Raw genomic sequence first — 25,185 nt, forward strand, 5'->3', positions numbered from 1 at the left:
ACGGGCCGGTATTTTTGGGGAATTCGGCTATCCGATATCGCGTAAACCGAGTTCGAATTGCTTTTTTGTCGCCCCCAGCGTGACTAGAATGTAGGGTCGGAACATACCTGCAACACGCAACCGTGTAGCCGATGGTGAAGTGCTGTGAGAAGGCACTTCTGGGGACTCGGCTCAACAAACGATCCGCCCGGTGGGTCGTGGTTGCCTTCTCATCCCTTTCGTAACGCCCATCACCCATCGGCTGGCACTGTGTTGATACGTGGCCAACGAGCACGACATCTGCCGCCCGCGGTACTCGCCGCCTTGGTCGTGCTGAGCGTGTGCCTGCCGCGCGGGGCGAATTGCCAGGAGCCGGCCGCCGAGCTACCTCGATCGGAAGCAACCGATCCCGAGTCGACCGCCCCGCCCGTCGACAGCAATCAAGCCGACGAACAGACGGAACCTGTCTCGCCGGTGTTCAACGAGCTGTCGGGCAAGATCGAGCGCGTGGGGCCCGATACGTTCCTGCTACTGGGTCCCGATGGCGAGCCCCAGCCAGTGCTGAACATGTCGTTCGACGAGTTCATGGAAGTATGGAAGAAGCAGCAAGCATTGGCCTCCGACACCCAGCAGGCGGCCAATCAGCCAACGCTGGACGACTTGCGATTGGTAGGCTCGTTGGAGGGTGACCACGCGGCCTTACACGCCGAACTGGACATCACGCTCCGCGAGTCGGGCACGACAGAGGTGCCGTTGGCGCTGGCCGGCGCGCTGCTCAAAGAGCTGCCGGATCCTCCCAGCGGGCAGATCAAACGCTTCTTGCGCTACGATCCAGAACGCGGTGGTTACTTCGCGCAACTTACCGGCGATCGCGGGCAGACGATCAAAATCCACCTGGACTTGATTGTTCCCGTGCAACGCGACGGTGCTCGAGCGACGTTGAAACTGCTGGCGCCGCGCGCCACGAAGGACTCTTTGGTGTTGGTTTCCACGCGTTCGTTGCAGTCGGCTGTAGCGAGTCAAGGAGTTCGACTGACAAGCACAGCCCTGGCGGCGGGTGGAACGTCGATCGAGGCGCACGGCATCGGCGGCGAGAGCTCGCTAAGTTGGGTCGATCGACCCGACGAAAGCACCGAGACCGAATCGGTGCTCACCGCCTCGACCAAGCTGCTGGTGACCATTGGTCCACGCGAAGTGCGGACGCGAGCGCAAATCACCGTGAAAAGCTTTGGGCAATCGTTCCGCGAGTTTATAGTGCGACTTCCGCCGGGTGCGCATCACGACTCCACCCGCAGCCTCTCGTCCAACGTGTCGATCACCACGGTTCGCGACGCCGCCTCGACGGGAGAAGAGGCCGGCCAGAATTCTCAAGGCACCGAGCTGAAAGTCACGCTGCAGGCTGACCAGACCAAGCCGGCGACCATCACTCTGGAAACTTACGAGCCGGTGCCGACCGGCGGCAAGGATATCTCGCTCAATCTCTCAGGTTTCGAAGTGCTTGGTGCGCTGCCGCAGGATGGCGAAGTGGCCGTGAAGGTAGACGACTCGTGGCAAGTGCGTTGCGAGCCAACCGACACCGTGCGACTGATTCACCCGGCGGAACTCGACCTCTCCTGGATCGAACCAGCGACGAGCATCGACGAGCTAACCCTGGCGCTCCGTTACGCCCGACAGCCGTGGTCGTTGCCACTGAGGCTCATGCCCCGCGAACAACGCGTGGTGGCCACGCCCAGTTATGTGTTGACGATCAACCCCAACGAAGCGCTGCTGCGAATGGAAGTTGAGTACCGCATCGAAGGGGGGCGTGCACAGAGGATTCCCTTTGCCCCCCGCTTCAAGCTCGAAGGTTGGGAGCACTTAAGCACCTCGACAGTAAATCTGGAGGGCGCGCAAGAAGCCGGAGGACTGCCCAACCTGGAGACGTTCGAGTCGCGGCAGGACCAGCGCGCGGAGTATTTCGGATTCTCCTCGGCATACGCTACCTCGCGGTACCCGAAAGTTACCCTCGAGCTGCGCCGCATCTGGAAAGCGGATGAAGCTGACCAATTTGTGCTCTCTCTGCCTCCGCTTGATCCGGGGTTGGATCAACTGACGATCAACCTCAGTACGCTCACCGTGCTAACGGACACCAGCCTGCAACTCACGCCCGATGAGAAGCTAAGCCGGGGCTTGGCCGCTGTGCCGATCGACGACACCGATAACACGCTGACCGCTTTGCCGCCGGGGCAATTGTTCCGTTATCGCAGCGTGGTTCCATCGCTGGCGGTAGCCGACAAACCGCCATTGGCGCTGGCCGCAGAAAAATCGCAGCGGCCGCGTCGGATTCGTGTTCAGAGCAACTCCGATGTGTATCTCTCCAACGGCCAAGTGGAGGTCGATCAGACCTTCGAGTTCGACGTTCGCCATCAACCAATCAGTGGGCTGCTGCTGGCGTGCCCCAGTGGGGTGAACATCGAGGAACTGGAACTGTTGCCAGCCGAGGGCAACGTCGCGAGCGAGTTGGACATCCCGCCGATGGGTGCCGACTCGCCAGTGGGACTGCCGACGGTGCCGGAAGTGCGCATTGCATTGGGACATCCCCACTTGGGCAAATTTCGGGTGCGCGCCCGCTATACGTTGGACTCGCCTACGTCCACCGGCGAGAGCCCCAGGCTGTCGTTCCTTACGGTGCCCAATGCCGAGTACGCCGGGCGTACCGTGCCGGTGGCGGAGTTTGTCGGCCACACCGTGCGGCTCGTCGGCGCGGAGGGGCGAACGTTCGCCGCGGCCGACGGTACGGGTTGGCAGATGAAGCCGGCCTTGCAAGAGTCGACGAGCGTTTTGTTCGCCGCGGCCCGAACCAACTTTCTGCACTTGAAGCAGGTGGGGCAGAGCGCGGCCGCCGACCAAGTGGAGGTCGACCGTGTGTGGGCGGAAACCTGGCTGACCCCAGGCACGCAGCAATTACGCACGTGCTTCCAGTTCCGCGGCGAAGCGGAGCGCGTGAGAATCTTGTTGCCGTTGGACACACCAGCGGCTACCGACTTCCAAGTGTTACTGGACGGGCAGGCCGCCGAGTGGCTACGCCTGGAAGACTCCATCGAAGTCACGGTGCCCGCCAGGCCGACGTCCACCTTCCGCACGCTCGAATTCAAGTACCGTTTGCCGTGCAAGTTGGGGTGGACTACGCAAGTCACAACCCAGCGCCCGCGCCTGGTGGGTAAGGAATCGACGAAACAGTATTGGCTAGTCGTTACTCCCGTGCAGCACCAGGCTTTCCGCGCCCCCGGTTGGCTGGTTCCGGCGTTCCAAACGGCCTGGTCGAATGGCGATTGGCGTAGCAACAGCGAGATGTCGGTCGCCGAGTTGGAACAGTGGGTCGGCGCGGCCCCCGCCTCGGTTCGTCCCACGATGGGCGAACACACCATGCTGTATCACTCCAATCCCGATGCCAACCTGGAGCTGACGCTGGTGCGACGCGAACTGCTGGTGCTGGCCGCTTCGGCGGCAGTGCTGGCGTTGGTCATGGCGGTAGTTTACGTGCCTTCGCTCCGCAAGCCTCCGGCGCTGTTGGCCGGCTTGGTGTTGCTCATGGCGCTAGGCGTCGCGGCGCCGACCACCATGGTGCGGGTCGCTCAGTTTGGACTCTACGGGGCAGTTTGTGGGTTGGCGGCCTGGGTGCTCTATTTGCTGTACGGTGGACGAAAACGGGAGCCAACGACACGCAGGTTGTCGGGTTCGGCGCTGCAGGAAGCGTCTGAATCGCAACGACCATCCACGCTGGTGCCGCTGCACACCGGTAGCGTGTCGACCAATGCCCCAACCGTTTCTGTGGAGTTGACCGACTCGAATGCGTAGTGCTCTTCGCCAGTCTGGTAGCCGCGCGCGGCCAGCCTCGCCTGGCGGGGCAGCACTGTGGAGTTCGGTGGCGCTATTGCTCTTGGTAGCGACGTGGTCATTGGCCGACGAGCCCTCGGTGCTGCTCCGCAACGTCTACGTACCCGCCCAGAACATGGCCGCCTGGCCTACCGACGGGGAGGCCTACCTGCCGGTGGAACACCAGCGACTCAATGAGTTGTTGTCCGCGGCGAACTCCGATTCGCAGGCAACCGCGGAGGCTTTGCAAACGGTGCTCTACGCGTCGCTCGACGACCGTGCTGGCCTCGTCGGCGCCGGCGCGGTGCAGGTGCAACACACCACGAAGGGCGACAGTTGGCTGAAACTGAAGTCCTCGCGAATGGGTATAACCGACGCGACCTGGCGCAAGCAGCAAGCGCCGGCCTTGGTGGGATACTGGGGGCCACGCAAACAAATGGCCGCCCTCGTTACGGCCGACGACTGGCTCGACTTCTCCTGGCGTGCGGCGCCCGCCAGCACGACACCATCGGCCGATGAGTACCGCCTGGAATTGCCGGCTGCGCTATCGAGCGTGCTGTGGCTCGATTTGGCGGACGGACAATCGATCGAAGCGATCGATGCTTCGTTGGTGATTGAGCGCGTAGATGACGATCAGCCGCAACAACCACTCGGCAAGTCTCTGCCTGAGGTGACTGCCGGGAAATTCCGCTGGCGACTGCGAGCGGGCGCCGACGGGAGTTTTCACTTCCGCATTCGCACCAACCAGCAGGCCAAGCCCAAGGCCATCGACACCGCCGCATACCACGAGCGATTGACCTATCGCGTGAGCGAAGGGGGCGTCGCACTGGAAGGACGTTTTGAGATCGTCCCGCGGGGTAAGCTGCCGCGACCGCTCACGCTGCGCGCCATCAATGGCGCGGTCGTGCGAAGCGTGACCTGGAACGGAGAGTCGCTCGACATCCGCCGGACCGATAGCGGACTGCTCGAAGTCGCACTGCCGCCAGAAGTAGCGGGTGATAACGACCAGCATGAACTGGTGGTGGATGCCTGGAGCGCCCTACCTCCGCAGGCGGCGCTGCCACTGCCGCAAGTGGAGCTTTCGCAGCTCTATTGGCTGTCGGGCGAGTTGCAGCTTCTGCTCGAACCGACATTGAAGGTGGCCGACCTGGAACTTCGCGACGCGGTTCAGGTTGCTCCTGATTCGGCCAGCAATCCGCCAGCATTGTGTTTCGAGAAGATCCGCTCGCGCGGCGCGATCGACTTGGCCGTCGTTCGCCGCGTGGCTACCGACAGTATCGAGTTAGGACGCTCGCTGCAGCTTAGCTCCACCGGCGCCACGGCCAAGGTAGTCACGCAGTGGGAGTCAACGTCCGCCGACCACGTGCGGCTGCTTACCGCCCAATTGGTCCAGGACTGGCAGCCGCAGTTGGTGTCGGCCGCCGCGCCGTACGAAGTGGACGAATGGTATGTCGAGCCGCAAGGTAAAGCGCGTCAGTTGGTGGTGCGGGTATCGATTGATCCGACCGCCGAAGCAAGTGAAACGGGCAAGCTCACACTCGAAGTCGATGCCAATCGCGAGGTGCCCGCAAGCGACCGGTACGTGCGGATGTCGACCTATGACGTACTCCATTGGAACGACGCCACCGTCGAGGAAAGCTGGGTCTCGTTGACCGCCGAAGACGGCTATCAGCTGCAATTCAACCCCACCCCGCCCGCGCCAAGCCAATCGGCGCCTGCAGATCTGGTGTCCAGTGCACCCACGGCGCAGGTGTTCGAGCGTGCTTCGCTGGCCAGTAACCTGCGGGTGTTCCTGGGCACCGCAGCGGCTGAGTTCGACGCGCGGTTGGTGACCAGCGTGGTCGATCGGCAGAATGGTTGGGAGGTTTCGCACCGCATCCAGTGCACTCCGCTGCATGGATCGATTCAACGGCTCACTCTGGCGACCACTTCCGCGGGACAGATTCCGCTGCAATGGAAATTTGAGAACGAGGATCAATGGCGCGAAGCAAAACCGCGAGCGGATGTTCGCACCAACGGCGGTGCAACGGTGGCGGGCACGTCGGTCAACCTGCAACTGCCGCGACGCCAAGCGACGCCGTTTGTGGTGCTGATCAAGCCGTATCGAACCACTAGTGCCACGTGCCGACCGCAGCCGCTGGAGTTGCTGGACGCCCGCAACACCATCCAGTGGGTGAAGGTGCGGTCGGCGGCAGCGCGAGACCTGAATGTCACCGCCGGCGGATGGAAGATGTCGCGCCAAGACACTGACAACGACGAAGTGCCACTCCACTCGGCGTGGTGGTCCGAGCAGTCGTCGCGGCCCGAAGGCCTGGTGGTGAGCCGAAAGGGCGAGCAAGACAATCTGCCGTTGGCGTCGGTGGAGAGCGCCGAGTTGACCTCGACGTTCATTCCTAAAATGGCGTCGGAACATCAGCTCGAATTGACCATCGACAATCAGGCCGAGGGCCAACTACTTTGCACGCTACCCGAGGCGGCTACCGACATTCGGTGGCACACGTTCGACGGCGACGGTCTTCCGCTGCCAGGCGTTGCTTCGTCGCAGACGGAATTTGCGATTCCGCTCAGCGTGCCCAGCGGACAACAAACGATCGTCGTCCAGTACGCCATGCCGGGGCAATCGCTGCGACATGGCGAACGATACACCGCGCCGATGCCGAAGTTGAGTATGCCGGCGACCGAGACCACTTGGAAAGTCCTCGTTCCGCGGTCGTACCAGCCGCTGCCTGGCAGCGAAGCGGCCGAGCCGATTGGCTGGAGGGCGCGGCTGTTTGGTTGGATGGCGCCGCGCAGCGTCGTCGCCGACAACTCCAACACGCCGGCGGCGGGCGACCGGTCGTTGCACGAAGTGACCCTGCTGTTCGGGCCGGGCGCCCCGGCGAGTATCCAGTTGGTGCATCAACCGACTCGGCAAACGCGGCAGTGCTTGTGCCTGGTGCTGTTTGTCGTCGTCGGCTACTGGTTGTGGCCAAAGCCCAGCGCGCTGGTCGTGCTGGTGGCCGCCGCGGCTGTGGCGGCGCTGTTGCTACCGCCAACCACCTCGGCCTGGGCCACCGCAGCGCTGGGAGGCCTGATACTGGCCGTGGCCGTGCGGGCGCTTCAACATATGACCACCATTGCCCGACAAGCTTGGACGGGCGACGAGCAATGGTCGCTGGTGAGCACAGCCGCCCGAACCTTGTTGGTGTTCGTGTTGGTCTTGGGCGACCACAGTCTGGCCATCGCACCGCGACCGTCCATGGAAAGCTGCCTGATTCCGGTTGATGCCGAAGGTCAGGTCGTCGGTAACCAGCGTTACATCACGTCGCGGCTGCTAGCGGAGTTGCTGCGTCGCGAAAGACAGCAGGCGACCGGCGACGCGTGGGTTGTGTCGACGCCGCACTACACCGGTTCGCTCTCGTCCACGGCCAACGGCAACTCGACCACCGCTACGGTGGGTCGCTGGCAGTGCAGTTTGGATCTGGATGTGATGCAAGCGCCGGCCAAGGTGCGTCTGCCGTTCCATCGTGCCGACGCCAAGTGGTCGGAGGTAGTAATGCTCGATGGGGTGAGCATCCCGCTGGAGTGGGGCGACGCTGGCGAGTGGCTCGAGTTCGAAGTACCACGCCCGGGCCACTATCGCGTGAAGATCGAATTCCAGCCGATGATTCAGAGCAGCGACACCAACTGGTCGGTACGCTTGGCCGTGCCACCGCTACCGGGCGGCGAGTTGCAACTCGAGTCGGGCGCGCTGGCCAGTCGGCTGCAGGTTAACGGACGGGCGATGACCACCTCGAGTGCCGCTTCCAACGCGACCACCATTCAATTGGGGTGCGAATCGCAATTGAACATCGCCTGGCCACAAGAATCGGACGACGCGGCAACGGCCCTGGTGCCGGTCGAGCAGTGGGCCTGGCTGGACGTTGACGAGCACCGCGCGACGCTCGACGTGGTGTTTCGGATCGACAATCCCGAGCAGTACGACCTGACCCCGGAATTGACTATCGACGGCCGCGTAGCGTTGGTCGCCCCGACCACCGCCTCGCCCGACGCGCAGTGGCAACTGCTTTCGCCGCCGCAAACCACCACCGGCGACGACGGATCGCAGCAACTGCGCGTTGAACTGCAGCAACTTCGTCCCGATACCTACGGTCGGCTGCTGTTGCCGAATCTTCGCCTGGCGGGCACCATGCTGGAAACGCGCCAGATGGCGGTCGACGAGTCGTCCGATCTGATGGTCACGCTGGCCGGAACCGCCTCTGACAGCAGCGACATGTTGACCGCACTCGCCCAGTTCTGGCCCACTCGCGACGAGCCCGGCCAACTGCTCACCATCGACCGCAGCGCCACCGCACTGGTGGCTGGCATCAGCCCTGTAACTTCGACTCCCAGGATTGAAGAAGCGCTCGACGTGCTGGCCACTGAGAGCCAATTGGATTTGAACTATCGCGGAACGCTCGACTACGCCAAGCTCCAAACCTACTCGCAGTGGCTGTCCGTCTCGCCCGATTTCGAAGTGCAGTCGGTGGAACTGCGTCAAGAGGGAGTTGTGCGCAAAGCCGACTTCGCCCGTCCCGATCGCACGCGCCTGTTGGTGATGGTGGATAGCCCCTTGAGTGGCACGTGCGAACTGCGCGTTACCGGCTGGGCGCCGATGCCCCAGGGTAGCGACGAAGGGGAGATACCCCGACTCACCGCGTCGCTCGACACGCCGGTCACGCAACAGATCCGTCTATATGCGTCCGATCAAACAACGGTCGAGTTGATCGAGGGCGAAGTCGAACCGCAACTCGCAGCCGCCATCCCCACTCCGCCTGCCAACTGGCAAGCGTACGGTGTGCGGAGCTACATGACTTCCAGCGAGCGGGACACTCCGCTAAGCGTCCGCGTGGGCGAGAACCGAGTACGCTTCGACGCCGACGTGCTGACCACCATGATTCGCCGCGACAATGCCTGGATCGCCGAGTTCGGCGTGTTGTTGACCGTGGCCGAGGGCAACTTGCCCGAGGTGGTGCTCGACTGGCCCAGCATGCTGGTGGGCGAGGCGGACGTCGATGGTTCGGTGCGAGTATCCATGGAGTCGTCTCCCTCTTCGCAGGATCGACGACTTCACTTGCGTTTCGACCCGGCAGCCATGCCGAGCCAACAACTGCGAATCACCCTTCGTTCGGCCGTGCAGATGCAGTCGCCAGGGCGCGTGGTTTGCCCCATCGTTCATGTCCGCGAGGCATCCAACACTCGGTGGTACTTCGGCGAACTGCTCGACGAAGCAGGCGATTGGCAGTGGCAGCGCGTCAAAAGCGACGTCGCCCCCGCCAGTATCGAAGGACTGCTGGCGGCCTGGCCTTCGGCTCGGTTGCTCAAAGCCAACCCTGGCAGCATTCCCGTTGGAGTCTGGACTGCCAAGGCCGCGAACGAACAAATCCATCAGTTGCCGCTGGCCACGATCGCCGTGCGGAAGTTCGACAGCCACGCGGTTTCGATGCGAACCCAACTGGTTGTGCCGCCACTGGAAACGGACTCGCTGGAAGTGCTCATTCCCGACGGGCAGCGAGCGATGCAGGTCACTATCGACAGGGTCGCGGCGCACGCCACGGCGGTGGACGAAAACCATCTGCGGCTAGAGTTGCCCGATGCCCATCTGCCACACTTTGTCGAGATCGTCACTCGCTTGGCCGCCGACGGTGCGCGGTCGTCGGTCGAGATCCCGCAACTGCTGGCCGACGGACGCCGCTGCGAAGTGGAGCACACCGTCTGGCGGGTGTCGGGGCTCGACCACCAAGTGTCCCTCGTGGCGCCGCAGGCCGAGGAACTTCCCGCAGCCGACACAGCCGCGTTGCGACTCTACCAACTGCTGGCCAGCACACTGGGCAGCCAGACCCCCGCCTCGCAACCGGTGCCTACTCTGTGGGCCAAGCGTTGGATGGCCGAACTGGCCGCCGCCGAAAGCGACCTTCGCCGATCGTTGGCGGAGCGAGCGGTGGTCGATCCCACGATTGTCAGCCCCGAGGACGACGCGGACGAGTACAACAAGCTGCTGAGTGACGCGACGGCCGAGATCAAACGCACCAGCGCAGCGGCCCAGCTTCAGGTGGGATCGATCTCCTCGGTCGACAATCTACTCGAGGTCGGCGATCGATCGAGCCAGGTGTTCGTGCAGTCTGGCGCCGATTCGCTTCATTGGTCCGAAGTACAACGAGACGCCACCGACCAGTTGTCCCGCTGGGCGCTGGCGCTCGGCGCAGCCTTACTGGCTGGCGTCTTTTTGATTTCGCGCGAGCGAACGTGGGCGCTGCCACTCTCTGAATACGAGCTGCTGTTCCCGGCGGTGACCCTGTTCGGCCTGGCGTGGTGGCTCTGCCTGTGGCCGCGGGCGATCGGGCTGGTGCTGGCCGTTGCCGCCCTCGTGGCATGGCTCCGCTGGCGCAACTTCGCTCGTCGCGATGTGGAACAAGCCTCCACAGTTTCGCAGTCACCCCCGTGAGCCGTCGGCGCTGCCCTCGGGTCCTAAGTCGGGATGTTCTCACCCCGGGCGACGACGACCACGCCGCTTTCGGTTACCGTGAAGCCGCGTGCGCGATCGGCGTCGTGGTCGTAACCGATTTCGACCCCTTCGGGGATGATCACGTCCTTGTCGATGATCGTCCGGCGCAGTTTCGCGTGGCGGCCGACGCTCGCACGGCCGAAGATGATCGATTGATCGACTTCGGCGAAGCTGTTGATGCGTGATTGCGGACCGATCACGCTCTGCGTAACGCAACCGCCCGAGATGATTACGCCGCTGGAGACAATGCTGTCGTGCGCCTGCCCGCGCCGCTGATCGGAATCGAACACAAACTTCGCCGGCGGGGTGCTCGGCTGGAACGTGCGGACTGGCCAGTCGAGGTCGTACAGGTTCAGCGGTGGGTCGACGCTGGTGAGTTCCAGGTTGGCCTGGAAGTACGAGTCGATCGTCCCGACGTCGCGCCAGTAGGCTTGCTCTTTGCGATTCTCGTCGAGGAATGGGAACGCGTACACGCGGCGCGAATCGATGTTCGCCGGAATGATGTTCTTGCCAAAGTCGTGACTGCTCTCAGGCAGCGTGGCGTCTTTGCACAGTTCGTCGAACAGGAAGTGGGCGTTGAACACGTAAATGCCCATCGACGCCAACGCGTGGTCCGGATCGCCGGGGATGTGCTTGGGGTTGGCTGGTTTCTCTTCGAACCCGACGATGCGGTTATCGCTGTCGACTTGCATCACGCCAAACTGCGTGGCTTCCTCCAGCGAAACACTGAGCGCCGCGATCGTAACGTCCGCGTTGTTTTCCTCGTGGCTGGCAACCAGTTTGGCATAATCCATCTTGTAGATGTGGTCGCCGGCCAGAATCACCACGTGCTTGGGGCGTTCTTGCTCCAGAGCGTAGATGTTCTGGTACACCGCGTCGGCGGTGCCTTGGTACCACTTGTCGTCGATCCGCTGCTGCGGCGGGATGACGTCGATGAACTCACCCAATTCCCGGCACAAGAAGCTCCGCCAACCGAGCGTCACGTGGCGGTCGAGGCTCATCGCTTTGTACTGCGTGAGCACGAGAATCTTGCGGATGTCGCTATTCAGGCAGTTCGAGAGCGTAAAGTCGATAATCCGGTAATTGCCGCCGAACGGCACCGCCGGCTTGGCGCGATCGCGCGTTAGCGGTTCCAGACGCGAACCCTTGCCTCCGGCCAATACGACTGCCAGTACATCCTTCATCGCCAGCACCCTCCTTCCCTGAAGCCAAATACGTGGGTTGCCTACACCACCGATTCTACCGCGTCGGATGCCGGTCCCCTAGAGCAGGCGGCCAGTTCCGCAGGGTAAGAAGGTTGCGTTCAACCGCGACACGACTGGTTAAAAAGGACCACCGACGATACTTTTCTCCAGCGGCCTTGTTCGATCGTTACTCTTTTCATAGTCGTCACTTAGGGAGGTCGCCATGAAGAATCTCTGGCCGCATTTTCATCTTCGCGGAAAACTTGTGTGGTCTACATACAATCCACACAAACGGGTGATACTTTCTTGTCGTCGGCAGCCCAGGGGGCAAGCCGAGAACGAAACATGAGGCCGGCGTCGGTTCCATTACGCCCACCGCCCGCCAATCGGCGTCGGTCTTTTTTACCCACATTGATGTTCAACGGGAGACTCAAGAGGCAGTGATCGCTCAAGCCCTGGATACCTTGGACTCGACCCGCATCGACTACCTTCCCACTCCCGCGGAAATCAGCGACGCTTGTGCGTCAATTCGCGAAAACTGGAGCCTCAACGAACGTCGTCGCCGCTTCGTCGGCCCGGAACTTCCCGATGAGATTCCTGAAACGTGGTCGCCACCCACGATCGACACCAGCGGCTTCCGCCTGTCGATGAACCGCCTGGCGAGCGACTAAGCACCCGCACCCGGCGGGCTCTCCCTCCCCAACGATCGCGGCTGCTCCGATCAGAGTGGCAGCAATGATCGAATCACTTCCGTGAGGAGCCGCGATCATTGGGGAGGAAGTAACTGGACACCAGGCATTCACTGTGTACCGATGGTTCTTTGAACCTCGTCTCGTATAGCTGGCGACAACATGTCGCCTTCGTCTTCCGGTTGAGCATCGGCCGCACTGGCAAGTCGCTCGGCTTCCGCTTTAGCCTCGCGGCGACGTGCCTCGTTGTGTCGTGCGAGTCGTTCTTGGGCAGGCGCGCTGGCGGGTTCCTTCGTGCGATAGGTTCCCCAGGTAGTGACGATTTCCACATTGGGATGTCGCTCGCGGATCGCCTCGATATCGTCGAGCGAGGCGGCGACGTCGTGCAACGTAAGTCGCGTTGTCGTAGGCAAGCCGGCGGCGGTTTCGATATCGGATGCGAGGACATTCTCGCCGATGAGTTCGAGATGCCTGATGCCAAGGTTCTTAAGCAACTCGAGTTGGTGCGCGTGCACCAAGGAAACCTCACCGCTGATGAACTGGGTGACGTCGGCCTTGTAGAATTCGAAGCCAACGGATCTCAGTCGATGTTGCTCTACCAACTCGGCCAGTGCTGTCAGCGGCACCCCATCGGGTAGCGTCACCGATCGCAAGTAGGGGAGTTTACGCACAGCTCCAAACTCTCGCTGCCAATCGTCGAGCGACTGTACGGCCCTGCTGTTGTGCCATTGCAGACTATCGTAGTGATACAGAAATGAAAGCAACTCCTGATTGCCTACCAGCCTCGCGAGCCACTTGGGTCCCGCGTAGTCCTTTTCGGCACCGCGAATCCACGTTTCGGTCGTCATCGATTGGACAAGATCGTTTTCGCGCTCGCTAATCCGCCAGTGGTGAAAATACCAAGCCAAAGCAACCGAGGAGCCCGTGACAACGATAAGAAAATCGATAGTGCGAAAACGGAGCAGTCCACCTCGCGCGCGAATCCACCCTTCGGTGAGTGCCGCCACAATGGCGACCACGAGCAAGGCGGCCAAGCAGTCGAGCAGCAAAAATCCGAGGCGGAAGTGGTAAAACTCGCTCTCCAACGGCCAGTTGTCGCGGTTGCTCCAGCTCACCTCCAGCGGCGCGCCGGTCGAAGTTCCCGTGTTAGCGCCACCCAACGTGATCTGCGGCTTCGACCAGGCGCGGCTCTGCTTAGCTCCCCCAACGGCGATCAATTCGAAGGAGCCTAGCGAGCGGAGCATGAACGGAAATGGCCACCCGTGATCGGTAACCCAGATGGTGGTTCGATGCGGTGCATTGGCCTGGTGGGCGTGGGCTTCGTAGCGGGAAGCGGTGTCCCAATACAGTTGCTTCCGCGACGAGGCGTACCACGGCGAAGTCTCATCGTTGTCTGCTTCCAGCCCCGGCACGACGATCAACACCATCGCCACGGTGACCAGCAACACCACACACCAGGTAAACGGGTGCAATCGGCGAAGTCGGGCGGCGGTGTGGCGGATGAAGTTCATGGCCAGCAGAGTTTGGTGCGATCCGTTTGGTCTCGTAGTATAGTCCGTTTCATTCAGCGGCATCCGCGGTGGCCAGCAACTTCGCGTGCTGGGCACGATGATCTCGCTCGTTCTTGATCTTCGTCGGGCGCGTGATCGTCGGTACGGTTTGGTGACGGACGGGGGATGGACTGTCCCGTCTCCATTCGGCTCGGAACACGATCGCTGGGTGCCGCTCTTGCAGCGCGTCCAATTCGTCGTTCGTGATCAGCGGGTTCACCAACTCGAGCTTGTGAAGCCCAGGCAGTTTGGCAAGTTCCTCCGCGTCCTCGACCAGCAAGTGTGGGCCATAGACGCGAATCTCCGCCAAACGCAATGGCTCCAAGCGATGGAACTGCGGGCCGTTGAGACGTTGGGCCGCGGCAACGAAACTCGCCTCCTTCGGCGAGTCGGGCAGCAGCCACTTGGCCGCTGGGAACTCCAGCGCTTTTAAACCGGAGAGCTTCTGCAACTCCGGTAACAAATGCGGACGCACGGGCTGCGAAATTTCCAGGTACTCGAGGTAAGGCAACCTCTCCAAGTGCTTCAAGCTCTGTTCCACCTGCGTGTTGTTGTGCCAGTCGCCTTGGCCCTGAAAGCCAAAGTGGGTCGTGTGATGCAGCAGGGGAATCAGTTGGTCGTTGCCCACCAGGCATCGTAGCCACTCGGGCCCGACGTACTCCGAGCGTTGCCACATGTTGCCTTCGGTCAGGCGGTCGCACTGTTCGAGCACTTCGCTCTCCAGCCGGTGGGCTCGCGTGTGGTGGGTGTACCAGCCAAGCAGCATGGCGCACACGGTGGTTGCGGCCAGCATCTCGAGCAAGCGAAAACGCAGCAGCCCGCCACGCCAGCGAATCCATCGCTCGGCCACGAAGCCGATAGCAACGATTACCAGCACTGCGACGGCCATGTCGATCAGCAGATGCGGCACGTCGATCGCCCAGGCGTCGGCTTCCAGCGGCCAATGATCGGTGCTGCTCCACCGGATCGCATGGTAGGGCGCGGGATAGAGCGTATTGCCATGCTTGTCGAACTTCAGCCAGTAGGGGGCATTGTCCCGCGAGCGGTGCATCGTGCCATCGACGTCCCACTTCCAGGTGGAGCCGATCGTGCGAAACAGGAACGGCCGCGGCCAACCATGCTCGAACAGTCGCACGTTGGCGGTGACCTGACGCTTGGCGGTCGGCTCGCCGCCAAAATCGGCCTTGGTTTGCTGAAAGATCTCCCGCGCGCGAAGCTCCCAAGCCCCGTTGCGCCCCGAACCGAACTCAAACGCCGTCAGATCGCCCGGCACGACGATCAACACCATCGCCACGCTGACCAGCAGCACCACGCACCAGGTAAACGGGTGCAATCGGCGAAGTCGGGCGAACGTGGCGCGGACGAATCGCATGCGGCGGGCCTCCAAGTGAGCGTGGACGCGGAACGCTAGAGGGCATTGTCGCGGTTTTGCACTAGCGGGGCAAGTTCTTTGCCGCGACCTCGACGCATCTCAGAAAGCCGATGCTACCGCGTTCGGCTTACTCGCCCAGCTGCTTGCGCAAGTCTTCCCACTTTAGCGATACCTGATCGATTCGCGCTAGCAGGCTGTCTTCTGGCGGATGGTGGCGGCGGGTGCGGCGGATGGTGGTCACTTCGTCCTCCAGCGCGGCCACCCAGTCGGGCACGTCGAGGCCGGCGCCGCATGGCTCGGCGATGAGGCTGGTGATTTCGGATTCCAGCGCCTCGAACGAACCATCCTCGCGTTCTGCGTCGATGGCCTCGATAGCCGGCGCGGCGAGTGCGCGCAAGCGGTCGACGGTCAGCGAGCGGATGAAGCGCTCGCCGAGCCGTTCGGCGATGGTCGGCAGACGCATGCCGTACAGTTCGGACATCTGCGAGAAGGCCTTCAGATAGTGGTCGGCGCGTTCGCTGGTGCGGGCGGCGATGGCCCGGCGCCACATGTCGGCCGCCGCTTCTCGGCCCTGGCGGATGAGGATCTCGTGGGCCAGGAACACCGGCTTCATGTTCCACGCACTGCGGTCGTAGCTCGCCCGCAAACGCAAGAAATCGACGAACATGTAGAACAGTTCGCCGTGATCGCTTTGCGTGGTGGTGGCGTTGTAATCGCGGTACTCGCGGAAGTTCTCGACCACCGAATCGATGGCGATCGTGAGCATCTCCACCGCATCTTCGCGCTCGATGCGACCGCCCAACTCTTCGATCAGTGGCAGGGGATCGTCGCCTGGATCCATCTCCTGGTTCGAGAGCCACACGCCGACGCCCTGGTGCAGGATCGAACGCAGGTTGCCGAGGCTCAGGAATCGCTGGGTGAACAAGTCGCGGCCGTAGCGCTCGACGAAGTCGACAAATCGCTTCCAATCTTTCTCGTTGGATAGCTTTTCGACCACGCTGAGTCGAACCGTGCGGCTATGGCGAAGCCAGCGACCGAGCTGCGCTTCGGTCAGGTCCTGCAGGGCCTCGACCAGCATCTGGTCGCTACGCCGAAAGCCGGGGACGTCCGTGCCACCCGAGTTGTCCCACGTCTCCGCCGAGGCCACCACGCACTCGACCAGCGCCTGGTAACCTTGTTCAAACAGCGTGTCGTACTCGGTAATCGCACCGGGGCCGACGGGGTGTTCGATCTCCATTCGCTGCGCGACGTCCAGCAGCTCGCACGTCTCGCGCACCAAGCCTAGTCGTGGCAGCCAGCCTAACAGGTCGTGGATCAAACCATGCAGCGCGCGGGCTTTGACGATGCGGCCTGGGCTACCGCCTTTGCCGAGCGGCACGTAAAGCAACTCCTGGTCGACCAGCGAGCGGGCGAAGTCGTCCCAGTGCTGGCGGACGCCGTCGGCGTCGCCTTCGAGCACCGAGCGGAGGATCTCGATGGTGCGAGTGATGGCCGACGCCGGCGCGCCTTCGGTCACTTGCGCCACGCCGGCGGCCGCGCGAAGCAACCGCCCCGCGTCGGACATTTCGACGCAGGTGGTGATGATCTGTTCGATCAGCGTCTCGAGGATCATCCGCCGCCGGTCGTACTCCACCATCGACTCGTGCGAACCGGAGGGCGGGGGGACACGGTGCTGGTGGACCTCTTCGAGCAACTGCACCAACTGCCCGTACTTCAACAGCGCGTCGCGCTGCCAGGCGTCGTACTGGTCGCGGCGCTCAGGCGACTCGCTGGCGTCCCAACCAATCGCGGTGTGCTTCCATAGCCGAGCGATCGTGGTGAGCAGCGCCAGGCGCTCACGGAGTCGCTCGGCTTCGTCTTCCAGTTCGTAGTCGGTCTCTTCGCTGCCGGGATCGTAAATGGCCGAGTCGAAGCCGTCGTCGGTACTGTCGCGGTAGGTCACGTCCTCGTAGGCCGCGCGGAACAGGTTATCGAGGCCTTCTTCCTCATCGTCCATCTCCTCGTCGTACGGCGACAGCTCGTTGTAATCTTCTTCGTCGTCGGGGTCGTAGTTCTCGTCGTCGAAGATCGAATCGTCGGGGCCGTCGTAGCGGTATGAAGGCTTGCCCAACTCGAACTGCGGAACGTGCCAGTACTCCTCGGCGCTGGCTTCCAACTGGCCGAAGAAGCGGGCCACCAGCGACCATTGGTCGTCGCCCTGGGCGGAGGTTTCTTGCGACCGCGCTTCGACCATCCGCATCCACCGCAGCGCCAGCGGGTGCAGGGCGGCGTCGCCTTCCTCGAGCGGCGTGTACTCCACCTGGCTGAGCCACTGCATCATCAGCGCCATCGAGGCGACCAGGTCGTCCTTGTCCAACAGCGCTTCGATCACCAGTTGGAACGCCTTGGAGGTATCGAATTGCTCGACAAACAGGCCCCAGAACTTCACGTCGCCCGCGGCCGCGCCGGCCTTGTGCCAGGCGTTCAGCGCTCCGGCCACGAGGTTGGTGCTGATCTCGATTTCCTTGGCGTCGAGCGATTTGACGCCGCTCACTTCGGTGGAGCCGAAGGAGTCCCACCAGTCGGCCAGTTGCGTGAGTTGCTTGCTGAAGCGATCTTCCAGTTTGCGCTCGTCCACCGCGGCCGCTTCGGCCCACGCCCGCGAGCACAGGTCGAGCGTCTGTTCGACGATCTGGATAAGATCGTCGACGCGGAAATCGCGCACCGAGTCTTCCAGCGAGGGAAACAGGCTGAAGTTCGCGCCGAAGCCGAGGATGCTCCACGGGTCGACCAGCGCGCCGCATTCGATGCCACGCGTCAGCAGATCGGTGATTTCGTCCAGGTAGGTGGCCACCTCGTCGATACGGTGGCGATCGATGGCGTGGTGGCCGGCGGTGAGTCGGCAGTAGATCTGGCACAGCATCCGCGCCGAGGCCACGCGCACCGACTGTGCTTGCTTCATCGCGGCCTCGGTGTAGCCCATGCGAGCGTACACCTGCGCCAGGTGAACGCGCTGCAACTGAATCGCGCGGCGACGGGCCAGTTCCTGGTTCAGGTGTTGCCGCGCGCCGCCGAAGGGCTGGCGGGTTCGCTCGGCTTCGGTGCGCAAGCGTTGGCCACGTGGTCCCTGTTCGCGGGTGAGCAATTGCTCGTAGAAGCGGTCGCGGTAGTCGGCGATGTGCGGCAGCAGTGTGCCGAGCGTGATTTCCGAGCCGTGGCAGTTGGGACTATTGCCGCTGGTGCCCGAGGCCATCAGGATGGTGCCGGCCAGCACGGCGGCGGCTTCGAACAGCAAGTCCTCTTCCGAAATGCCCTTGGGGTGGTCCGAGGTGACCCGCGCCATGAGCGAGTCGAGCGCCAATGGCTGCAGCACGAACCGACGATAGAAGCCCTTGTTGTCGATGCGATTGGGGTCCCACTGCCCGAAGTGGTAGTTGGGTCGCTTGTTCACGGGGTGATCGAAGTCGTACGCCCGCGGATCGAGCGCCAGTTCCTCGACCATTTCGAGCTGGAACCAGGAGTCGCTCAGCAAGTCGGGCGGGGTGTCGCGGAGGATTTCGAGTGTCTTCGTGATCACCGCCTCGTAGGGACCCGCTTCCACGCCCGCTCCTTCGACGTACAGCGGAATCGGGCGGACCCACTCGTGGCGGTAGGGTTCGATCTTCTGCGACTCGAGCGCCGGCACGGGGCGGTAGCCGATGTAGTCGTCCAACTGGTCGCGGGCCGCGGCGACCACGTGCTCCGAGAGGTCGTCTTCCAGCACTCTGGGTAGCACTACCTCGAACACTCGCCCCAACAAGAGCGGCCGCCATAGCTCGTTGTCGTTGCGGTGGCGGAGCAAATCGCGGTGAAACTGCCGGTACTCGGGCAGGAAATACTCGCCGACCAGTTGCATCACCCGCTGGGTCTGGCCGATTTCGGCGAAGGCCCCGCCTTCCTGGTGAAGCTGCTCGACGGTCGACGAAATCAACTGCAGCACGATGTCGACGGCCGTGGTGTCCGCATCGGTATGCTCGTAGACGAACCGGTAGACGTCGTTCAGATTGGCCAGAAACTTCGGATCGTGGGTTCCCGAAGAGAAATTCAGGTAGCCCACCACCTCCTTCAGCCGTGCCAGGCAGTGGGCGTCGGGCTGGAGAGGAGCCTTGCTCATGCGGGCAGGGGACAGGGTGGAATGGTGGCGGGCGGCGGGATTGGGGGCGAAAACGGTCTGCAATCGAAACGTGAACCCGCCCGAACTGTAAGGTAAGGCATCGCCCCCCTTTGAATCTAGGCTCCGCCGGCCCCACGGCTGTGCTGGCAAGTGTCGCTTCCGTGGTGTTTTCCGCACCAAAAGTGATGAATTACCCGAGCAATCCGACTACAATGGAGGTTTACCGGAACATAACCCTCGCGCCCGGCGTGCCGACGCTCGGGCGGCCCCTTTTACCCCGCTAACATTCGTATGCGCAAGCCTCGATTCACTGGTAACACGCTTCCCACGCTCCTGCTGCTCGGCGCGGCCATGGTTGGCGCTTCGGCGAGTCCGTCTTTGGCGGGCAGCGGCCTGGTGTCGAATATCGAGGCCCAGCGCTCCGGCCTCGAGCGTGCCTGGTTCTCCCAGACGCAGCTCGACCGTTCGCTGCATCGTGTGGAACATGCGGTGCTCGATGGCGACCAACTGTTCGTGCTGACCACCGCTGGCGTGATCCACGCCATGGACGCCGAAACTGGCGAGACGCATTGGATCACGCGCATCGGCAATCCCAACTACCCCAGCTTGGGGCCTGCGGCTAACAAGAAGTACGTGGCCCTGGTTAACGGTAGCACTCTGACCGTGCTGCGGCGCGACACCGGTGTCGAGCACATGAGTCGCCGACTGGGCGGTGGGGCCGGTGGCGGGCCTGCGCTTACCGAGACTCACGTCTACGCTCCGCTGTTCAGCGGCAAGGTGGAAGCCTACGCACTGGAAGATGAAGATGAGCTAACGTGGTACTACGCGTCGGCAGGGCGAGTGTTCCAACCCGCCACGACTACCATGCAGAGCGTTGCCTGGCCCACGCAGCGGGGCTATTTGTATGTTGCCAACCCCGAGGCCAATGGAGTGCGCTATCGATTCGAAACAACCGGATTGGTGAACTCCCATCCCGTGTCGTTCGATGGCAACTTGTTCCTCACCTCCACCAATGGCTACGCCTACGCTCTGAACGAGGCCACCGGCCAGCAACGATGGCGCTACTCGACCGGCTCGTCGGTCGAGCACTCGCCCGCCGTGTTGGCTGGCAAGGTATTCGTAACCACCCAGGCGCCGGCCCTGCACGCGGTGTCGGCCGCCACAGGAGAGCGCCAGTGGCTCACCGGTGGAATCAACCAGCTGGCGGGCGTCAGTCAATCGCGGGTGTACGGCATGAACCGCTTGGGCGATCTGGTGACCATGGACCTCAAGAGCGGCGTGCCGCTCGGCTCCTTGCGCACCAGCCCTGAAACCACTGCGGTGGTCAACGCCCAGACCGATCGCATCTATCTAATCAGCGAGACCGGCTTGGTACAATGCCTGCATGAGATTGGCGCCGACAAGCCGCTGATTCACACCGGCGAAGCGTTTACCGAGGATCAACCGGCCGAAGCACCTGCTGAAGAACAGCCGCCTGCCGAGAATCCCTTCGGCGCTGAGCAACCCGCTGGCGAGCAGCCCCCGGAAGACAACCCGTTCGGCGCCCCGCAACCCGCCGAAGACAACCCCTTCGGCGGTGGTCAAGAACCAGCGGCGAACCCGTTCGGAGACCCCGCTGCCGAGGAGAATCCGTTCCCGTTTTAGAGCGGGCGGTGAATTTGGTGCTCTTCGGCGCAACTGGTACGCGAGGGTTTAAGACCTCCTAAGGTCGTTTCTCGACTTGCTGCTTCTTGGCGGCGATGTCGTCCGCGTAGTACGACTCGAATCGTTCGACGAACTGTTCGGGCGTAATCGGTTCCGCTTGCCGATCGCCTTCGCACTCTAGCAGTTGCTCGTAGAGTTGCTCGGCGCTGGCGTCTGGATCGATCTGCTTTTCGAAGGGAGTACCCTCGCTCAGTTCCTCGATGCCCGGTTCGAGAACTGCGTTGGTCACGGTCATGGCGCTGCCGTCGGGATGAAAACGCACCAGGTCGATCCAGTTCACCTCGCCGGCATTGCATACGGCTGCGTAAGTCTGCTGGCTGCGTTGAATCATTCCGCGAACCATCACTCCCGGCATCTCGGCGATCGTGTAGTCGGCAATGGTCTCGAAGCCCAGATTCTCGAGTGCTTGGGTCGCTTGGTCACGTCCCTCGCAGTTGATCCACGCCGCGGGGTCGGCCAGTTCGACCAGTTGAATGGTATCGGGCTGGGAGAGCACCGCCTGTCGAATGGCGTCGTTGGATTCTGCTTCGAGCGACTTGAGTTGTTCTCCCAAGTCCTCAAAGGCACGCCGCGCCCGCTCGCCGCTGACGCGCATTCTCCGCCGCTGGCTTTCGAAGCGCGCCTGGTCTTGCGCGGCCTGCGTCTGCCAATCGGGAGTAGCCTGTCCTGACTCGGCGAGTAGCAGGTAGTCGATGATCTCTTGGACCGGCTTCTCGGTCCGGCTTGTATCCGCCGATCCGCCAAACAGCGACGATGCCTTGCCGAGCGCCTCGAGCAGCCCGTTCGCACGTGCCAGCGGCGTCTTGTCCATGCCGTCGGTCACGGTCAAGTCGGCGCCTCGTTGGTGAAGCAACATGACGGTCGCCAGCGACTGATGCTGCACGGCCTCATGCAGCGCCGTGCCACCGCCGAACAGCGACATCGGCCCCGTGTGATTCAAGTCCGCACCGGCGTCGATGAGGCGGTTGATCACGTCGAGTGCCTGTTCGAGGCACGATTCGCACTTCTTGACCGCTTCGATCAATGGCGAACTTTGTCCTTTGGCTTCGCCGCACGCTAGCGCCCCAGCGTCGAGCAGTGCAGAGACGACCTTCGCGCCATCGGGTTTGTCAGCGCTGAGCCGGCTAATGGCGTACACCAGCGCAGTGCTGCTGATGCCAGGCAGCGCCTGCAAGTTGGCGCCTGCGGCCACTGCCGCTTCGACTTCGGCCAGGTCGCACGCTGCGATGGCGTCGGCCAGTTGGCGACTGGCTGGGTTGGGCGTTGCCGAGGCCGCGGCACCAAACACCACCAGGTCGATTCGCTCGACATGCTCGGGCGAGAGCGCGTCTTCGTGGCCCGCCGCCACGCCGATGACGCCCTCGTCGGGGTAAGCCTGAATCAGCGGTACGTACGCGTCCAGATCGCGGAGCAACGCCTGCTGCACTTCCTCTTCGCTGGCAAACTGCTGCCACCAGTCAGCCGGGTATTCACTGCTCTGCAGCTTGGTGACTTCAAACGCGTTTTCGTAGGCTTCTTCGTAGTCCTCCTCGTAATCCTCTTCGATCTCGCCTTCCATTTCGTCCAGCTCATCTGCCAGGTCGGAGTCGGCGAGCGGGTCGTCGCCGAAGCCAGAGCCGGTCGACTCGAACATCAGCTCCCGTTCGCCGTCCAAATGAACAATGACGTACGTGGCGTTTGCCGTGTCTTGGTAGCCGGTTTGTAGCACGCGCAAGCCGGAACCTTCTGCCAATCGCTCGGCGATGTTGGAGTCGCGCGTGAAGGGATTCAACTGCGAAGGGTCGGCCACATGTACCCAGTCGGTGCCCCGCAGCTTGACCAACAGCGCCCAACGCCCATCCGGCACCGGGCACTCGCCAGCGAGTACCTGCTGGGTGACATCGCTTTCGACCAGGCCAATGGACGAGACATTTTTAACGGCCTGGGCTACCTCATCGGCATTGCCTGCGAGCAAGATAGATTCCCAGGTGTTGCCACAACTTTCTTCCCAGCATCCCCGTCGCTGCTGGACCGGAAGATCCGTAATGGACTCTGCTGACATCGGACGACCCCCCGCAGGGTTGAAAGGAGAAAAGGGGCGTGTACGCGCACCGGCAACCGCCAGCGGCACCGCTGGCCGTATTGTGCTGCATCCCGCGTGTGCGGGCAATCATCTTGGCGAAAATGACGCACTTGCCGCGGGTTTGGGGGCCGGCTGGTCCGGTTTGGCCCTCCCAGCAGTGGCTTCGCCACCCGGTTTTCAGCGGCCAGTGAATCGGATATTTTTAGGCTGTGGATCGCCGTGCGCGGTGGGTCCATTCCTAGACGTCTTTTGCGCTGCGACGGCCTGGTGCGCAGCGAAGGCGGGGACCAGACGGTCAGGCGGCGTCGGTCTGCTCCGCAAAGCGTCGCGCGAGTCATGCGCCGGAGTCACCGCGAGCGGTCGCGGTCCGGAGCAGGCCAAACCCTTTGGGCGAGGCGCCACTTTTCCCAGGCGCAAGTGGCACACCGCCCCACCTTTCTACTCCTTCTTACGAAAGGATTTGATTCTATGACGCCGCAAGAAGTCCTGGCCATGTGCCGGGAAAACGACGTAAAGGCCATCGACTTCCGGTTCATGGACTTTCCGGGCATCTGGCAGCACTTTGGCATTCCGGCCAACAAGCTGGACGAGGACGTGTTCGAGGATGGTCTGGGCTTCGACGGCTCCAGCATCCGCGGCTGGCAGGCGATCAACGAGTCGGACATGCTGCTGATGCCGCAACCCGACACCGCGATCATCGACCCGTTCTGCAAGCTCAAGACGCTGATGATGATCTGCAACGTGCAGGACCCCATCACTCGTGAAGACTACTCGCGCGATCCGCGTAACATCGCCCGCAAGGCGGTGAACTACCTGAAGAGCACCGGCGTGGCCGACACTTGCTACATCGGCCCCGAGGCAGAGTTCTTCATCTTCGACGACGTGCGTTTCGATCAGACCCCACAGGCTGGCTTCTTCTACCTCGACAGCGTCGAGGCGGCCTGGAATCGTGGTCGCGACTATCGCGCCGAAGGGATGGGTCCGAACCTGGGTTATAAGCTGCGGCACAAGGAAGGCTACTTCCCCTGCCCGCCAGCCGACCAGATGAACGACATCCGCGCCGAGATGATGCAGGTGATGATCGACTGTGGCATGGATGTCGAAGCGCAGCACCACGAAGTGGCGACTGCTGGTCAGGCCGAAATCGACCTGAAGTACGACGACCTGGTTGTCATGGGCGACAAGCAGTGCTTGTACAAGTACATCATCAAGAACGTCGCTTATCAGCATGGCAAGACCGTGACGTTCATGCCCAAGCCGCTGTTCAGCGACAACGGTTCCGGCATGCACACCCACATCTCGTTCTGGAAGAACGGCGAACCGCTGTTCGCCGGTAACGGGTACGCGGGTCTGTCGGACGAAGCGATGCACGCCATCGGTGGTATCCTGAAGCACGCCCCGGCGGTGCTGGCCTTCACCAACCCCACGACCAACAGCTACAAGCGGTTGGTGCCGGGTTACGAAGCGCCGGTGAACCTGGCGTACTCGCAGCGTAACCGCAGTGCTTCGTGCCGTATCCCGATGTACAGCCCGAGCCCGAAGGCCAAGCGGATCGAATTCCGCTGCCCCGACCCGAGCTCGAACCCGTACCTCGCGTTCAGCGCCCTGATGATGGCTGCTCTGGATGGTATCCAGAACAAGATCGATCCAGGCGATCCGCTGGACAAGGACATCTACGACCTGTCGCCGGAAGAACTGGCCGAAGTGCCGAAGACTCCGGGCTCGCTGGGCGAAGCGCTCGATGCGTTGGCCGCCGACCACGAGTTCCTGCTGCGTGGCGACGTGTTCACTGAGGACGTCATCAGCACGTGGATCAACTACAAGATGACCAACGAGGTCGAAGCCCTCGCACTGCGTCCGCATCCTTACGAGTTCTGCATGTACTACGACATGTAAGCCGTTCGTACGAACAAGGATAAATTGAAAACCACACGCAGCCCCGACCAAGTTTGGTCGGGGCTGTTTGTTCATTACAGACCTGTTCGTAGAAAATTTCAAAAAAATCAACAACTTTCTAAACACGCAAGGGGCACAGGTTACAATGCGTTTCTGTGTGAGGCCGGTGCGGTCCCCTGCTCATCCACCTGGGGTTTCTGGGATGACAGCCTCGTCGCTTTGGGGGCGATACGAATCGG

General features: G+C 62.5%; 10 protein-coding genes. 5 read left to right on the top strand and 5 right to left on the bottom strand.

Annotated features, from left to right (window positions below; genetic code table 11):
* Positions 1-249 precede the first annotated feature (249 nt).
* On the top strand, positions 250-3,816 hold the full coding sequence (locus ACQK2L_RS06570; protein ID WP_425396136.1) for a hypothetical protein: 3,567 nt from the start codon (positions 250-252) through the stop codon (positions 3,814-3,816).
* Positions 3,809-10,297, top strand: a complete 6,489-nt coding sequence (locus ACQK2L_RS06575; RefSeq protein WP_425396137.1) for a hypothetical protein — start codon at positions 3,809-3,811, stop codon at positions 10,295-10,297. The genes ACQK2L_RS06570 and ACQK2L_RS06575 overlap by 8 nt, the downstream gene beginning before the upstream one ends.
* Positions 10,298-10,320: 23 nt before the next feature.
* Here the strand turns inward: ACQK2L_RS06575 and glgC are convergent, their stop codons facing one another.
* Positions 10,321-11,541 carry a glucose-1-phosphate adenylyltransferase gene (gene glgC / locus ACQK2L_RS06580; RefSeq protein ID WP_425396138.1) on the bottom strand — a complete coding sequence of 407 codons (1,221 nt, stop codon included), beginning with the start codon at positions 11,539-11,541 and terminating at the stop codon, positions 10,321-10,323.
* Between the two features lie 440 nt (positions 11,542-11,981).
* Between glgC and ACQK2L_RS06585 the strand changes: the two genes are divergently transcribed.
* A complete protein-coding gene (locus ACQK2L_RS06585) occupies positions 11,982-12,212 on the top strand; it encodes a hypothetical protein (protein ID WP_425396139.1) in 231 nt (76 codons plus the stop codon).
* Positions 12,213-12,340: 128 nt separating this feature from the next.
* Here ACQK2L_RS06585 and ACQK2L_RS06590 read toward each other — a convergent pair whose 3' ends face one another.
* From ACQK2L_RS06590 to ACQK2L_RS06600, 3 genes are all read right to left on the bottom strand, one after another.
* Positions 12,341-13,741 carry a hypothetical protein gene (locus ACQK2L_RS06590; RefSeq protein ID WP_425396140.1) on the bottom strand — a complete coding sequence of 467 codons (1,401 nt, stop codon included), beginning with the start codon at positions 13,739-13,741 and terminating at the stop codon, positions 12,341-12,343.
* Positions 13,742-13,790: 49 nt separating this feature from the next.
* Entirely contained in the window at positions 13,791-15,152 is a 1,362-nt protein-coding gene (locus ACQK2L_RS06595) for a hypothetical protein (RefSeq protein WP_425396141.1), read from the bottom strand.
* A gap of 127 nt (positions 15,153-15,279) precedes the next feature.
* On the bottom strand, positions 15,280-19,284 hold the full coding sequence (locus ACQK2L_RS06600) for a hypothetical protein (RefSeq protein ID WP_425396142.1): 4,005 nt from the start codon (positions 19,282-19,284) through the stop codon (positions 15,280-15,282).
* Positions 19,285-19,575: 291 nt separating this feature from the next.
* Between ACQK2L_RS06600 and ACQK2L_RS06605 the strand changes: the two genes are divergently transcribed.
* On the top strand, positions 19,576-20,928 hold the full coding sequence (locus ACQK2L_RS06605) for a PQQ-binding-like beta-propeller repeat protein (protein WP_425396143.1): 1,353 nt from the start codon (positions 19,576-19,578) through the stop codon (positions 20,926-20,928).
* A gap of 58 nt (positions 20,929-20,986) precedes the next feature.
* On the opposite strand, the gene ACQK2L_RS06610 is transcribed toward ACQK2L_RS06605, so the two are convergent.
* The gene (locus ACQK2L_RS06610) at positions 20,987-23,029 is read right to left on the bottom strand and encodes an ankyrin repeat domain-containing protein (RefSeq protein WP_425396144.1); all 2,043 of its coding nucleotides are present in this window, start codon (positions 23,027-23,029) and stop codon (positions 20,987-20,989) included.
* A gap of 489 nt (positions 23,030-23,518) precedes the next feature.
* Here ACQK2L_RS06610 and glnA point away from each other — a divergent pair, with 489 nt between their 5' ends.
* Positions 23,519-24,946 (top strand): type I glutamate--ammonia ligase, encoded by a 1,428-nt coding sequence (glnA, locus tag ACQK2L_RS06615; RefSeq protein ID WP_425396145.1) that lies wholly within the window; start codon positions 23,519-23,521, stop codon positions 24,944-24,946.
* Positions 24,947-25,185 lie beyond the last annotated feature (239 nt).

The sequence above is a fragment of the Aeoliella sp. genome (assembly GCF_965227375.1).
Classification (GTDB): Bacteria; Planctomycetota; Planctomycetia; order Pirellulales; family Lacipirellulaceae; genus Aeoliella.